The organism is Streptomyces sp. NPDC005181 (genome assembly GCF_040608395.1).
Taxonomy (GTDB): Bacteria; Actinomycetota; Actinomycetes; order Streptomycetales; family Streptomycetaceae; genus Streptomyces.
In genome coordinates this window covers 1-13,803 of sequence record NZ_JBEXID010000020.1, presented here as the reverse complement: position 1 = coordinate 13,803, position 13,803 = coordinate 1, and the positions used below count along the sequence as shown (strand labels likewise).

At 68.7% G+C, this 13,803-nt stretch carries 13 protein-coding genes and 1 pseudogene; 5 read left to right on the top strand and 9 right to left on the bottom strand.

Annotation, left to right across the window (positions count from 1 at the left end):
- The first annotated feature begins 48 nt into the window (after positions 1–48).
- Positions 49–717: a VTT domain-containing protein gene (locus ABZV38_RS15695; protein WP_356327352.1), complete on the top strand. Its 669-nt coding sequence runs from the start codon at positions 49–51 to the stop codon at positions 715–717.
- Here the strand turns inward: ABZV38_RS15695 and ABZV38_RS15690 are convergent.
- The 5 genes from ABZV38_RS15690 to ABZV38_RS15670 all read right to left on the bottom strand — a co-directional run bounded on the left by ABZV38_RS15690 (position 704) and on the right by ABZV38_RS15670 (position 5,845).
- Positions 704–931 carry a DUF2277 domain-containing protein gene (locus ABZV38_RS15690; protein WP_356327351.1) on the bottom strand — a complete coding sequence of 76 codons (228 nt, stop codon included), beginning with the start codon at positions 929–931 and terminating at the stop codon, positions 704–706. The two genes, ABZV38_RS15695 and ABZV38_RS15690, sit on opposite strands and share 14 nt — an antisense overlap.
- A gap of 61 nt (positions 932–992) precedes the next feature.
- Entirely contained in the window at positions 993–2,348 is a 1,356-nt protein-coding gene (locus tag ABZV38_RS15685; RefSeq protein ID WP_356327350.1) for a DUF1254 domain-containing protein, read from the bottom strand.
- A gap of 81 nt (positions 2,349–2,429) precedes the next feature.
- Complete coding sequence (locus ABZV38_RS15680) at positions 2,430–2,867, bottom strand: hypothetical protein (RefSeq protein ID WP_356327349.1); 438 nt, start codon at positions 2,865–2,867, stop codon at positions 2,430–2,432.
- Between the two features lie 643 nt (positions 2,868–3,510).
- Complete coding sequence (locus ABZV38_RS15675) at positions 3,511–4,767, bottom strand: hypothetical protein (protein WP_356327348.1); 1,257 nt, start codon at positions 4,765–4,767, stop codon at positions 3,511–3,513.
- A 334-nt stretch (positions 4,768–5,101) separates the two neighbouring features.
- Positions 5,102–5,845: a helix-turn-helix transcriptional regulator gene (locus ABZV38_RS15670; RefSeq protein ID WP_356327347.1), complete on the bottom strand. Its 744-nt coding sequence runs from the start codon at positions 5,843–5,845 to the stop codon at positions 5,102–5,104.
- Between ABZV38_RS15670 and ABZV38_RS15665 the strand changes: the two genes are divergently transcribed.
- Both ABZV38_RS15665 and ABZV38_RS15660 read left to right on the top strand, forming a co-directional pair.
- Positions 5,832–6,380: an aldo/keto reductase gene (locus ABZV38_RS15665; protein ID WP_356327455.1), complete on the top strand. Its 549-nt coding sequence runs from the start codon at positions 5,832–5,834 to the stop codon at positions 6,378–6,380. The genes ABZV38_RS15670 and ABZV38_RS15665 overlap by 14 nt on opposite strands.
- 115 nt (positions 6,381–6,495) lie before the next feature.
- On the top strand, positions 6,496–7,254 hold the full coding sequence (locus tag ABZV38_RS15660; protein WP_356327346.1) for a glucose 1-dehydrogenase: 759 nt from the start codon (positions 6,496–6,498) through the stop codon (positions 7,252–7,254).
- A gap of 74 nt (positions 7,255–7,328) precedes the next feature.
- On the opposite strand, the gene ABZV38_RS15655 is transcribed toward ABZV38_RS15660, so the two are convergent.
- Positions 7,329–7,496, bottom strand: coding sequence for a hypothetical protein (locus ABZV38_RS15655; protein WP_356327345.1), 168 nt, complete (start codon positions 7,494–7,496; stop codon positions 7,329–7,331).
- Here ABZV38_RS15655 and ABZV38_RS15650 point away from each other — a divergent pair.
- Together ABZV38_RS15650 and ABZV38_RS15645 are read left to right on the top strand one after the other, a co-directional pair.
- The gene (locus ABZV38_RS15650) at positions 7,464–7,877 is read left to right on the top strand and encodes an SDR family NAD(P)-dependent oxidoreductase (RefSeq protein ID WP_356327454.1); all 414 of its coding nucleotides are present in this window, start codon (positions 7,464–7,466) and stop codon (positions 7,875–7,877) included. The genes ABZV38_RS15655 and ABZV38_RS15650 overlap by 33 nt on opposite strands.
- 75 nt (positions 7,878–7,952) lie before the next feature.
- The gene (locus tag ABZV38_RS15645; protein ID WP_356327344.1) at positions 7,953–9,107 is read left to right on the top strand and encodes a PP2C family protein-serine/threonine phosphatase; all 1,155 of its coding nucleotides are present in this window, start codon (positions 7,953–7,955) and stop codon (positions 9,105–9,107) included.
- Between the two features lie 849 nt (positions 9,108–9,956).
- Here the strand turns inward: ABZV38_RS15645 and ABZV38_RS15640 are convergent.
- From ABZV38_RS15640 to ABZV38_RS15630, 3 genes and pseudogenes are all read right to left on the bottom strand, one after another.
- Positions 9,957–10,148 (bottom strand): annotated as a pseudogene (locus ABZV38_RS15640) (chaplin); the annotation flags it as partial.
- A 668-nt stretch (positions 10,149–10,816) separates the two neighbouring features.
- Positions 10,817–11,875, bottom strand: a complete 1,059-nt coding sequence (locus ABZV38_RS15635; protein ID WP_356327343.1) for a zinc-dependent alcohol dehydrogenase family protein — start codon at positions 11,873–11,875, stop codon at positions 10,817–10,819.
- Positions 11,876–13,152: 1,277 nt separating this feature from the next.
- Positions 13,153–13,614 (bottom strand): pyridoxamine 5'-phosphate oxidase family protein, encoded by a 462-nt coding sequence (locus ABZV38_RS15630; RefSeq protein ID WP_356327342.1) that lies wholly within the window; start codon positions 13,612–13,614, stop codon positions 13,153–13,155.
- Positions 13,615–13,803: the final 189 nt, after the last annotated feature.

The window sequence follows — 13,803 nt, the reverse complement described above, 5'->3', positions numbered from 1 at the left end:
GCTCCCCTGCGACGTCGCGGCGTTGAAACGAACGGGGAGTACGCGAAGGTGCTCGAGAGTGTGGGTGCGCTGACCGGCAGCCCATGGATCTATGCGGTGGTCGCCCTCTCGGTGCTCCTTGACGTCTTCCTGCCCGTGCTGCCCAGCGGGGTCCTGGTGATCACGGCGGCCACGGCGGCCGCCGCGGGCACTACCTCGGTCGCGGGCGCGGCCGGCTCCGCCGGAGAGGTCCCCCAGGTTCCGTCGCTCCTCGCGCTGATCCTGAGCACGGCCACCGCCTCGGTGCTCGGCGACCTCGTCGCGTACCGCCTGGCCTGGCGCGGCGGCGACCGGCTGGACCGCGCCATCGCCCGCTCCCGCCGCCTCACCACCGCGCAGGAACGTCTCGGCGCGGCCCTGAGCCGCGGCGGCGGCACCCTCGTCGTCATCGCCCGCTTCGCCCCGGCGGGCCGCTCGGTCGTCTCCCTGGGCGCGGGCGCGGCGCACCGCGAGGTGAAGGAGTTCCTGCCCTGGTCGGCCCTGGCCGGCGTGGCCTGGGCGGGCTACAGCGTGGGCCTCGGCTACTTCGGCGGCCAGTGGCTCGGCGCGACATGGCTGGGCACGGCGGTCTCGGTCCTGGCCCTGTTCGTGGCCGGCGCGCTGGCCGCGTACCTGATGCACCGCCCCGCAGCGGCAGCAGCCACCCCCGCGACGGCTTCGGCACCTACGAGGTCCTGACGGGCGCCCCCCGGACCTCAAGACCGTCCAGCAGTCTGGCGGTCGCTTCGGCGATCTCGTCGACGGCCCGGTCGAACACCTCCTGATTGTGCGCGGCCGGAGCCCGGAAGCCGGACACCTTGCGTACGAACTGCAGGGCGGCGGCCCGGATGTCCTCCTCGGTGGCCTCTTCGGGGATGGTGGGCGGGCGAAGGGTCTTGATGCTGCGGCACATGCCTCCAGTGTGTACCGGCCCACTGACAACGCCCCGGGCACACAAGTGCCCCGGACCGGCATCAGCTCCGTTCGACCGCGGGAATCTCATAAGTGCCGTCGAGCACCGCACGCCCCGGCATGTAGAGCCTGAGCACAGGCCGGAAGTCCCCGTCGGGCGCGGGCAGCCAGTTCGCCGCCGCCGCAGAGTCCGCGGGGCGTTCCTTCCCCAGGTGAATGGTCAGCGACCCGTCGTCCGCGCGCACCAGCCCGGGCGTACGGTCACCGAGCGCGTACCGGTGCGCCGGGTTCTCGACGAGGTGGCCGTCCGGGGCGTCGTACATCGTCACGGACCAGAACGCCCCGACCGGCGGCGGCTGCTCGAAACGCAGCACATAGGAGTGGGCGCCGCTGAGCCGATGGCCGTCGGCGTCGTGGGAGGTGTGTGCGGACACCGCCTCGTACCCGTGGACCCCCCACGGCGCCATGCGTGCCGCTACAGCCCTGACCAGGTAGGACGCCTCCCGGTCGGCCATCTTCCACTCCGGCGAGTCGATGGTTCCCACCCCGAACCGGTCGAGGTTGTAGTCGAAGAGATGCGGCTCCATCACCCAGCGCCCGCCGTCCGCCGTGTCCGGCCGCCCATCCGCCGCCGCCACCACGCGCGCCTTGCCGCGCTCCATCCCCTCGACGAGGGCGCGTACGAGGGCGGGATCGGCGGAGACGTACGGCGAAGGCCCCTCCTCCAGCAGCTCCAGCGGCTGGAACCGGTCCTGGTAAGCGCAGTCGGCGGCAGCCGGCGGGAAGTCCGCCATCCACACCCTGAGCTGCTCGAAGAAGCGCAGCTGCTCCGGTACGTCGGCGTCGGGCGCGGGCAGCCCCGTGCGGTGCGTCCCGGGTTCGAAGTGCGTGAGCGTGAACCGCTTCTGCAGCGCCCGGACCCGCTCCACGTCGTCGGGGCCGTCGCAGGCGATGCGCCCGACGACGGAGACGACAGAGGTCGGCGCGTCGATCACCCCACGCACCCCGCCGGGCTCACTGCCCGCCCAGCCCGGCGGCACGACGAGCCAGTCGCCCTCATCCGTACCGGTGGCACGGCGGCCCACATACGCGAAGTTGTTGGTCCAGGTGTCCGCGAACTGCAGCACGTAGTACGCCCCGTCGGTGTCGGGGACATGCAGCCGGATCGGCCCGCCGGAGAGGTCGAGCTGGGCGACCGAGCAGACCGTGTCGTTGCTGACCGCGGCGAAGTCGGTGCCGGGGCCCGCCCATCGGCCCGGGTGCGCGAAGCGATTGAACGGGGTGGGCCCCAGGGGGCCGACGCCCACCTGCATGAAGTCCTCTGCCGTCGACAGGTCGAAGACCAGCGGATACCCGTAGACATACGCTTCAGCGGCAAGAGCCACGAGCTCTTCCGACGGCTCGGATGCAGCAGCCATACGTGCACGTCCTCCATGCTCACCAGCCGATTCCCTGCCTGCGCCGAGGCCGTACGGCCACCACCGCCGTCACGACCACCCTCAGATGAGCGCCTCGGAACGGTCCGTGCACAGGGCCCAGATGACGAACGTATCGATGGCGATGGAGATGATCGCCCAGATCGGCACGTACGGCAGCCACATGAAGTTGGCAATCATGCTGAGCGCCGCCAGCGCGATACCCAGCGCCCGGGCCCACCTGGCGCCCTTGAGGATGCCCCAGCCGATCACGATGAGAATCACGCCGAGAACGAGATGGATCCATCCCCAGGCCGTCACGTCGAACTTGAACGTGTAGTTCCTGATGCGCGCGTAGACATCGTCGGAAGCGATCCCGGCAATGCCCTTGATCACCCCCAGGACGCCGTCCACCATCAGCAGGACACCGGCGAACATGACCCCACCGGTCGCCCAGGGATTGGTGCCGTCCCCCGGACCGGAAGGACGGGACCTGCCGGGCGTGGGCGCTGTCTGTGCCATGGAAACTCCTAGACCGGAACGGGATGGAGCCGGACAGAACCGACCCTGCGCGGCACGTTCCCGTGCGACCACCTGTACGCATCCATTCGGGTGACGGCCGTGTCGAGCGGCTGAACGACCTCGTCCCCCCACTCTCGCCACGCGTCCCCCATACGGGTGGGAAGGGCGAGTGAGTACGCCGAACCACCGGTTGCCGTACCACGCTGACCACCAATCGATGCAGGAGGACCCCGTGGTGCACCAGCCGCCGAACTGCCCCCACTGCCTGGACCACCGGGCACTCTGGTGCGACACCAGTCGCGCCACACCGGCCGCCCCGCACCTGTGGCACTGGTACTGCTCCGGATGTACTCGGACGTGGGCTCCCAGCCCCGGCGAGAAGGCGAGACACCACCATGCGTCACCAGGAAGATCACGCCATCGCGTGTAGCTCCAGACCGGCCGCCGGCCCGAGGCCCTCCGCCTCGCACCCGACGACAACCGTGACGAGGTCCTCATGATCCTCGCACCGCTCTGACCGCAGAGGACATGCCGTTCATGAGGGGAACGCGAAGGGTCCGTGCGGCGTGGACGAAGTGCTACTGCGGCGAACGCACCACGAGGCCACAGGGAACTCGCTGCGCTCGGGGCCTGTTGGAGGAGTTCACCGGGCAGGCGTCCGCCCCTTCGGCGCGTACCGGACCACCACGGCGCGGCTGAAGTTCGCGTCGCCGAGCGACTCGAGGCCGACCGAGCCGACGCCCCAGAACTCATCGGTCCCCGGGATGCGAACGATCCCGGTCAGCCGGAGCGTCTGCTTCCGGTCGATCCCGGTGGTCTTCCCGGTGGCCCCGGCGACGTAGGGCGGCCGGGTGATCCTGCGCACCTTTCCGTCCGCGCCCCGCATCCACTTGGCGTCGAGCACCCCTGGCGGCAGCGCATCCTCCTTGCTCCACCGCTCGCCATCCCAATGCAGAGCGAAGGGAGGACGGTCCACGGGTGCGTCCCTGGACCCGGTGTACGGGCCGGACACGACCCCTGTCGCCAACACGTCGTCGGCTCCCCGGGCAGTGAGCGAATCCACCAGGGCCTGCAAGCCCGTACCCCCCTTGCGCAACGTCTCGACGTCCGGCATCCGCACCTCCTGCCACCGCCGCCCGTCCCACCGCGCGGCCGTGGGCTGAACGCGACGCGGCTCCGGGTGGTCCGGATCCGAACCCTCCTCCGCCTGTGGATCGGGAACGTCCCCGGCCACCCAGAGATCCCCGCCGGCGGTGTCCGCTGTGATGGCCCGTACCTTCAGCGGGAGCCGAGTGGCGGTCCAGCCGCGCCCGCCCCAGTGCCATGCCGTCTGCTGCAGAGCCTCGCCCACCCAGACATCCGACGGTCCGAGCACGGCGACCTGCGGTCCCCCCACAACCTCGTCCGAACCCTCGGGCAGCGCGACGGGCAGCCAGCGGCTGCCGTCGAACCGGGCGGCGAGGCGGGTGGGGAACGTACCCGGCCCGTGGCTGACATACGCGAACAGCCAGGCGCCACCCGCGCCGGCGTGCAGAGTCACCGACTTGAGGCTGCCGCCGCCGAGCGCGTCACGGAGGTCAGCGGACAACTCGTACGTCCGCCACCGCGTGCCGTCGAACCGGAGCAGCGGCATCTCGGGGTGGAAGGAGCCGGGAGCGTACGTCTGCGCGATCGCCCAGGCCTCGTGAGCGGAGACGGCGGCGATGTCGAGCACTTTGTTGCCGGCGGGGGCGGCCTCGGAGACATATTCGTACGCCCAGGCCCCTCGGGTGGGCGTGGCGGAGGTGCGAGAGGCACTTGGCCGCAGATCCGCCCCTCGTGGGCCTTCCGCGCCACAACCGGCAAGCAGCGCGATGACGGCGACGAGGACAAGCCTGCTGGTGGCACGTGATACGAGCATTGCCGGATCCTAAGGCCAGGCTTCGCCCCGTCCCAGGGAAGGAACCCGACTTCGTCGCGGCCAACGCCGTCCAGCCGATCACCACCAGTCGCCCGCGCTTCGGGGCGGTGGTCTGATGCCGAACCAGAAAGGCAAACGCCGTCGGTTCGGCCCGCCACTGCGGGTGGAGGTTACTGGCCCGCTTGCTGGCCGCCCCGGCAGCCGCAGCACATCAGGCGGCTGTGACCGCGGCACCCGACCGGGCCGAATCCGGCCGGCCGTGACCGGGGTCCACTGCAGGTGTCGGGGGGAGTCAATGCCCCGCTACGGGACAGCCCTTAGGGGCACGGCTGTGTCAGTGCGCGTGCTTGGCGGCTTCTCCGGGGCTGATGTGCGCGTTGTCGGCGGTCCAACTGGCGAGCAGGCGCAGGGCATTTTCGGACGGTGATCCGGGTTCGACGGTGTACAGGCCGAGCGTCTGGTCGTGGTCGCCCATGGGAGTGAAGGCTTCGAAGCCAAGGGTGAGGTCCCCGACCAGCGGGTGGTGGTAGCGCTTGGAGCCGTGCCGAGCCTGGTACACATCGTGGTCCGCCCACCATCGGCGGAAGTCCCGGTCGCTGACGGACAGATCGCCGACCAGCCGGGCAAGCCGGGGGTCATGTGGATGGTGGCTGGCATACAGGTGCAGCATGCCGACGATTTCGCGGGCGGTCCCGGGCCAGTCGACGTAGAGATCGCGGGCCGCGTCGTTGAGGAAGATGTAGCGGGCCATGTTCCGTTCATCGGCCGGCAGGGCGTCGAAATCGAGATAGAAGGCGCGGGCCAGACGATTGGTGGCCAGGACGTCCAGGCGGTGCCCCAGAAGCAGGGCCGGGATGTCGGCGACATTCTGCAGGGCTCGCAACAGCCCGGGGCGGGCACGCTGCGTCGCTGTCGCGCGCGGCCGCCGCCGGGTGGGTTTGGCCAGGGCGAACAAATGGTTACGCTCGGTGTCATTCAGTTGCAGTGCGCGAGCCACGGCCTCCAGGACGGAAACGGAGACGCTCGCGCTGCGCCCGCGTTCCAGCCGTACGTAGCAGTCAACGCTGACTCCGGCCAACTGGGCACAGTGGGCCGCCGAGAAGGGCGGTCACCGCCGCTTCCTCACCGAGCAGCCGCGGTACTCGATGCTCAGCCGCACCATCGAGGAGGCCGTTCTGCCCACCGCACAGCGCTACGGCATGGGCGTCCTGACCTACGCCCCCCTGTCCAGCGGCTGGCTGTCCGGCGCCGACCCGACGACGAAGGTCCGCGCCCGGATCGCGGCAGGCGAGTTCGATCTCAGCCTGCCCGCCAACCAGGCCAAGATCGAAGCCGTACGTGAGCTCGACAAGGTGGCGCAGGAAGCCGGCATGCCGCTGACTCACCTGGCCCTGGCATTCGTGCGATCGCATCCGGCCGTCACCTCGGTACTGATCGGGCCGCGCACACGCGAGCAGTTGGACGGTCTGCTGGCCGCCGCCGACACCGAACTGAGCGACGACATCCTCGACCGGATCGACGAGATCGTCGCGCCCGGCACCGAGGTCAATGCCGCCGACAACTACAACGCCACCCCGCCGGCCCTGGTCGACAAGCGCCTGCGCCGACGGTGACCTCCCCGGTCCGGACCGCTTGTGACGGCCGCGGCGCGCAGGATGCCCGGCCTCACCGAGCCTGACCGACCACTTCACACAGACACCACACGCAGAGGTACAGAGAGGAAGAGAAATGAACCAGCAGTTCGCAGGCAAGTCGGCGCTCGTCACCAGGGGCGGCAGCGGCATCGGACGGGCGAGCGCCCTGGCGCTGGCGGCCGAAGGGGCGCTGGTGACGGTCGCCGGCCGCACGGCGGAGACCCTGAAGGAGACCGTTCGCCTGGTCGAGGCCTCGGGCGGCTCGGCCCGCTACGTGGTGGCCGACGTGACAGACGAATCCCAGGTGGAGAAAGCCGTCCAGGCTGCTGTCGCAGAGACCGGCCGCCTGGACCTCGCCCTCAACAACGCGGGCTACGACGGCGAGTTCCAGCTCACCCAGGACCACTCGACCGAGATGCTCGACCACATGATCGCCCTCAATGTGCGGGGTGTGTTCCTGTCGATGAAGCACGAGCTCCGGCACATGGTGGCGCAAGGCTCCGGCTCGATCGTGAACATGTCCTCCGGTGCGGCGCTGGTGGGTGTCCCCGGGTTCTCCGGCTACACGGCCACCAAGGCCGCCGAGGTCGCCATGACCAAGAGCTCGGCGCTCGAGGTCGCGCCGCACGGCATCCGTATCAACGCCGTGTGCCCCGGCCTGGTGGAGACTCCGATGCTCGCGTCCATGGACCCGAACGAAGACCCCCTGAAATCGCTCATCGCTGCCCACCCCCTGGGACGGATCGCCAACGCCGGCGAAATCGCTGACGCCGTGGTCTGGCTCTGCTCGGACAAGGCGAGCTTCGTCACCGGCGTCGCGCTGCCCGTCGACGGCGGCTACACCGTGCCCTGACAGTCGGCCGCCCGCACCAACGGGACGATCCGGGACCAGAGACGCGCGTCGGTCGAACCACCCTGGCCAGCAGGTCAGGGTGGTTCGGCGTCCTGCTGCAGACCCACCGCGCTACCAGTCGGCCCGGCCTCGCAGCCACCTGCCTGCACCACGCGCTCGAGGCAGCCGCTGACGCCCGGGTCGTCGTCGTCGTCAGCTCGGTCGGCCACATCAACGGCGAGGTCCTCTTCGACGACATCCATTTCGAGCGCCACCCCTACGACGCCTGGGCCGCCTACAGCCAGTCCAAGACGGCCAAAATCCTGTTCACGGTCGAGGCCGCCAGGCGCTGGGCCGGCGCCGGTGTCAGCGTCAACGCCATCAACCCCGGCCGTATCTCCAGCACCGGCCGGGCATCCGCCGAGGAGTGGTCCGCTACGCCCTCGACCCGCAAAAGGCAGCACGCCTGTGGCAGATCTCCCTCGGCATGCTCACCTCCGCCACCTGATCGCCGTCGGCGACGGCAGCGGCAGCGGCAGCGGCTCAGCCGACTCGGCGGTATCGGGCCACGTCACGTCGCTGCTGGTCACAGGCGGATCACCGAGCAGCCTCCGATAGCGCTGGAGGCAGCCGGGACCGGCTGACCGGCGCATGGCGGAATGAGCGACGGTCGGCGACGCGTTTGTGGGTGTAGGGCGAGAAAGCACCGGAGCAACGACGTGACTGCTGCGACCATTACGACACCACTGGCCGAGATCCTGCGGGCCTGGCGCCGGTCGACGCTGTGGTTGGCAGGGCCCCTCGTGCTGATTGTCGCCGTACCGGTGGCCGACCACTTCCTGCCGCCGGACATCCATCTCGCCCACCTGCTCATCGTGGCCCCGGCGGTCACCTCCGCCGTCGCGGGCCCGCGGGTCACCGCGCTGATCGGCGGACTCGCGGTGGTGTCCCTCGTCATCGCGGGGGCGGAGCGTGGGTTCCTGACCACCGAGAACGTCCTCGTCGAGCTCGCGTCCCTCGCGGTGCTCTCCGGCCTCTTGGTGCTCTTCTCCCTTCTGCGGAACCGGCACGAGCTGGAGCTGCTCCGGGTGCGTTCGGTCTCCGACGCAACACAGCGCGTCGTCCTGCGCCCGCTGCCGGACCGGGCCGGTCCGGTATCCATCGCCTCGGAGTACCGCAGCGCCGAGGCCGACACCCGCATCGGCGGCGATCTGTACGCCGTCGCCCGCGCCTCCGGCTCCACCCGGCTGGTCATCGGGGACGTACGGGGCAAGGGCCTCGCCTCGATCGGCGACACCGCGATCATGCTGGGCGCCTTCCGCGCCGCAGCCCACCGCCAGTCCCCGCTGCCGGAGCTGGTCGCATACCTGGAGGGCGCCGTCCGGTGGGGTCTGGCGGAGTTCTCGGAGTGTTCGGGGTGTCCGGGATGTTCGGGGTCCGAGGCGGACGTCGGGGAGCGCTTCGTGACCGCCGTGCTGGTGGACATCCCGGACAACGAGCCGGTGGTCCACGTGATCAGCTGCGGGCATCCGCCGCCCCTGCTGCTGCGCAACTCCACCGCAACCGCGCTGAGTGTGCCCGACCCCGCTCTGCCCCTCGGTCTTGGCGGGCTGTCCGACGACTCCTACGTCCAGGCGACCTTCCCGTTCGCCTACGGCGACCGGCTCCTGCTCTACACGGATGGCGTCAGTGAGACCCGCGACGGGCAGGGCACCTTCTATCCGCTCGCCGAGCGCGCCGCCGCCTGGACCGACCAGGCACCCGGACCACTGGTGCAGAAGATCACGGCCGATCTCGAGGCGTACGCGGCAGGTCCGCTGGAGGACGACATGGCGATGATCGTCGTCCAGCGGGATAAAGCGCCGGCGGTATGAGCGGGCCGTCACTTCGAAGGCATCGGGAAGCGGTGAATGCCGGCCCGTGAGCGGCTTACAGCTGATACCAGTCGTCCCCGCCGGTGCGGAGCGAAGGACCGAGGCAGTCCCGCAGATTGTCGGCCGGCCAACCGTTGAGGTTCGGCGTTGGCCGGTGCCGATCGCGACGGTGACCTCATTCACGCGAAAAACCAGTGCATCGCTGTCCTCCACGATCTCGCAGCGCAGAGACTTCGGCTGGAGGGTGGACCGAAACGATCCTTGATGAGACGTTCCGAAACCTCAAGGCCAACAGGCCCGACCTTGATTCGGACAAGCAGGACCGGACGCGGACTGCGAGGAAAGTGGCGCTCCGGGATTGTCTGGTTGTGAGGTACGAGCCGCTCATCAACGCGATACAGCTACCCGATACCGGTGACCGGCATGTGCTGGCTGCGGCGATGCCGTGAGTGGAAGGACACCGGCTACGCCTTCGCCACCCGGACCGGCCGGCCGATCGAACCGCGCAACCTGTGCCGCTTGTTCACCCGGGTGGCCAGGACAGCCGTGATTGACCACGCCCGTTGACATCGGAACGGGATACCAAAGGCCCCCAACCATGATCGGTTGGGGGCCTTTTGCACTGGTGGGCGCGGACGGTTTCGAACCGCCGATATCTGCTTTGTAAGTTCGATCGCTGCGTGAGGCGACCTCACGGAACGGGCCCTTATGGCTGTCTGCCACTGCGGGCAGAGTTGCCGTTGTCTGCCCTCGTTCAGCGGCGTTGGTGTCAACTGGTGATGTCAGCCGGACGATCTGTGTCCGCAGGGACCCGCCGGGTTCCGGCTCGGTGAGCGACCTGGCCGACTAGCCGTTGACGCAGGCGTTGCCCGCCGCAGGATTGAGCACTCCGATGACGTTCACCGTGTTGCCGCACACGTTGACGGGGATGTCCACCGGGGCCTGTACGACGTTGCCGGACAGCAGACCGGGCGAGCCCGTCGCGGTGCCGACGGCCCAGGCGCCGTTGGGAGCCTCCGATGCTTCCTCCTCGACGGTCAGCGTCGCGGGGGCCGGGGGATTCAGGCCGACCGTGGTGATCGCTTCGGGGCCGTTGACGTAGGTTCCCGCCTCGTCGGCGGTGACATTCACCGTGCCCGTGCAGGACTCCGTGCCGGCGGCCAGGTCGCCGCCTGCCAGAGCCACGGACGAGCCCCCCGCCGACGCGGAGACCGTGCCGTTACCGCAAGTCGTCGACGCGTTCGCGTCCGAGGCCACACTCACGCCGTCGGGCAGGCTGTCGGTGAAGCTGAAGTCGTTCTTCGCCGCCAATTCATCGGCGAACCGTCGTTGACCGTGATTGACCGCCTGATAGGGCACAGGTGTGGCACGGCTCCGCCCCTCGATGCGAACTATGAGCGGAGCGGTCGCTGAGGTCTGTCGGGCTGGCCATCCGGCTCCTCAGGTGCGGTGAGAGTCGGCTTCGGTCGCCGTGGTTGCTGTACTTCACTGCTGTACAGCACGGCCCTGACCGCTGCCTTGTAAGCCTGGATTCGATCTCTGAGCTGTCCTGCCGCGTTCCCGAGCCGAACTTGATCGCGGACGCTGGCCTGATGCCCCTAGTCCAGTTGGCCGAGCGGTGCGCTTTGCCCGAGCTGGGCGGCACCGCGGACGTCGGCGGCCTTGCCCCGCCGCAGCCGCACCGCCGCCGGCACCGGCCGGGCCGCGTCCTACCTGTCGTCTTCGTCCCGGCCGTCCTCGAAGACGAAGAGCGGTTTGGCGCCATGTGCGGGTGCTTCGGCGAACGAGATGGCTTCAGTGAAGCGTTCGAGCGGGAACGGCTCGCCTTGGGGGATGCTCAGCACTTCATCAGCGACGAGACTGCGAACCTCGGACAGCGCGCGCAGCGCATCCGCAGGTGAGGCAGTGCCGAACCAGCGGTTCAGCCAGAAGCCACGGACTGCTTTGGTCTCGTAGATAACCGAGCGTGCCAGCAGCGGGATCGTCAGCGCTGCCGGGTCAGTCTGCCGATGGGTGGAGAGAGCGCCGTAGACCACGACCTCTCCTCCCGGAGCCAATGCCTGGGATACCTGGGCACCCACATGGCCCGAGACACAGTCGATGGCCTTGCGCACGCCAGCCGATCCTGCAATCTCGGCCACACGCTGCAACAGGTCCTCGTCCTCAGTGCAAATGACCTCCTCACCACCAAGCGCCTTGATCTCCTCAACGGCATCGCGCCGCCGCACGACATTGATCGTGCGAATACCCAGATGCCTGGCCAGCTGAATGACGAGCCGGCCGACAGTGGAGCCCGCGGCCGTCTGCAACAACCATTCACCCGGCTGTACGTCGAGTTCGCGAGACACGAGGAGCAGCGCGGTCAACGGGTTGACGGCGAGTTGACAGGCGCTGGAGTCGCTCAGATGATCGGGGACCGGCAGGAGCCTTCGTGTATCGGCAACAAGGTATTCCTGCCAAGTACCGGCCACATGCGGCCCGGGTACCGCCGGGACAGCAACGGCCACCACGCGCTCGCCGATCTTCAGTCCCTCGGTATCCGGGCCCAGGGCCTCAATACGGCCCACGCATTCCATGTGACCCCCGACAGTGGGAAACTCGGGGGAGAAACCGTAGCGGCCACGCAGCACGTGCAGATCACTGGCGTGAATCGGAGTCGCCTTCACACGGATCAACGCCTGACCGGCTTCTGGCGTGGGAATAGGCCGGGATTCCAGCCGCAGGACATCGGCCGGCTCGCCGACCTTTCCGGCTACGAGCGCGCGCATGGATTGTGGCATGAGTGGCCTTTCGTCTCTCAGCGCCCGACGAACTCGGCGGGCGTTCTGGACAGGAACAATGCCGGTGGTGGCATCCTCGTCGGCGACCAGACTCCGGACCTTTCTTTCTCGATGGAGCAGGCCCGTGCGCAGAGTGTCATCGGCGGCGGGTCCCCTCTAGGCCTTTACCGACTCGCTCAGCATGATCATGTGAGCGAGCTGGGTTCGTGCGGCCTACTGAGGTCCGTGATCAGGACCGCTCGCCGCAGCGAACTGATCTGAGGTCAGAGTGGAGGATCGGCGAACGGATCGGATACCTGAAGGTGTCGGCGAGATTCTTCATGAGCGTCTGTGTGCTGTCAGTCATCATTGATCACCTCGATGGACTGAGCCCCCGGCGCATGCCCTGCTGAGTCCGCCGCACGCACCGCACCCGAGAGCCCCTGGAGTCCCCGACATCACGCTAAGCGCCACTGACAGGCTCTGCAATCCAGCCTCCGACGGCTCCACCCGGTCGCCAGTCCGTATTGCCGCAGGCGAAGGAGCGAGGTCGGCGTAGGGACTTTGGCCGGGAGCTGCTTTGGCGCGAGTGATCACGGCCCCGTAAGCTTCCGGCGCGTCGGGCAGTCTGTTGAGCTGCCCGGTAAAGCACGGCGTTGGGGCCGTGATCTTCGAGGCTCGCGCCAAAGTGGCTGGCTAAAGTCGTGAAGCCGACCGCCCCAGCCACAGAGGGTGTCCCCCACTTCCTGCCCGCCGGGCGCGGCCAGCCGGGGCGGAGACAGAAGGCAGGCCGCGCCGCAGAGGCGGCGCGCCCGCGCCGTGCGCGGGCCTTGAACCCGTAGAGAAGGTTTCTACTCACGCAGCCCACCGCTACGCGATGCGCCTGAGGAACTGCCGTCAACTACTACCGCCAACGCCCCCGCAGCGACTCGCTGCGGGGGCGTTCTGGCTGGTGGGCGCGGACGGTTTCGAACCGCCGACACCTGCTTTGTAAGCCTGGCGCCGAGCACAGGACGGTCTTGGCTGGTCAGCAGCCGTACAGCAGGGCCAAGCCTGTCAGCGCGTGCCTGCACCGCCTCGCACCCCAATTGACCGTGGCTGACTGCTCGATCTGGCACGGATCTGGCACGCGTCCATCAAAGTTCGATGCGAGAGGCTTCAATTGATTGCGGGACTGCTCACGTCCAGGGCACCAATCGGCGGCAGGCGACTATGGCAACAGGACTTGCCTAGTATTCCAGCTGTAGATCGTGATCCGAGAGAGGCGCGTCGGCGAGGGACGGCCGTTATTCCAGCCACATCCCGTCGCGCATGATGACTCTCCCGCGTAGTTCCGGCTCGCCGCGCCAAGCGTGCACAGCCCTCGGGACCACTCGTACATACAGAAAGGAACCCTCTTCCACGCGTGGATCCCACCCGAACTTGTCGGCGAACGCCTCCGCTGCGCCTCCGGGCACCTCTTGGTCCGGGAAGCACTCCGCCTCACCCTGGAGGAGCACCACGTCGAAGGTGTCCGGTAGCGCCAGGCGCACGCGCGGCTCTTTGCGGATGTTCCGCGCAGTCACGGAAGTGGCGCTGGTGCACATCCACACTGCTCGCCCATCCCACAAGAACCACAGCGGCACCTGGTGCGGCCCGTGATCAGGGTGAGCCGTCGACACCCATACATCCCGCTCGGTAATGAGCCGCTCCAGAGCGTCGCGCATACGCTCCGCCGTCTGGCGGCGAACGATTCCCGTGGTCTCCATCCTTGATCTTGTGTGGGTATCCCCGGCTTCAGCCGGGGAGGGAAACGCATCCTTGGAGCGGAGGCGCGGAGCGCCGGAGTTCTCTTCGTCTCGGGGGGGGACGGTCAGATAGGGCGCTTCTGGCCCTCGATGTACTGCCGTATCACGGTCAGCGGTGCCCCGCCGCAGGAGCCCGCGAAGTAGGAGCGG

Bases quoted from the DNA above. Each gene is read 5' to 3' on its own strand.
- ABZV38_RS15690 (WP_356327351.1), bottom strand. From the start codon at position 931: ATGTGCCGCAGCATCAAGACCCTTCGCCCGCCCACCATCCCCGAAGAG.
- ABZV38_RS15685 (WP_356327350.1), bottom strand. From the start codon at position 2,348: ATGGCTGCTGCATCCGAGCCGTCGGAAGAGCTCGTGGCTCTTGCCGCT.
- ABZV38_RS15680 (WP_356327349.1), bottom strand. From the start codon at position 2,867: ATGGCACAGACAGCGCCCACGCCCGGCAGGTCCCGTCCTTCCGGTCCG.
- ABZV38_RS15675 (WP_356327348.1), bottom strand. From the start codon at position 4,767: ATGCTCGTATCACGTGCCACCAGCAGGCTTGTCCTCGTCGCCGTCATC.
- ABZV38_RS15660 (WP_356327346.1), top strand. From the start codon at position 6,496: ATGAACCAGCAGTTCGCAGGCAAGTCGGCGCTCGTCACCAGGGGCGGC.
- ABZV38_RS15655 (WP_356327345.1), bottom strand. From the start codon at position 7,496: ATGGATGTCGTCGAAGAGGACCTCGCCGTTGATGTGGCCGACCGAGCT.
- ABZV38_RS15635 (WP_356327343.1), bottom strand. From the start codon at position 11,875: ATGCGCGCGCTCGTAGCCGGAAAGGTCGGCGAGCCGGCCGATGTCCTG.
- ABZV38_RS15630 (WP_356327342.1), bottom strand. From the start codon at position 13,614: ATGGAGACCACGGGAATCGTTCGCCGCCAGACGGCGGAGCGTATGCGC.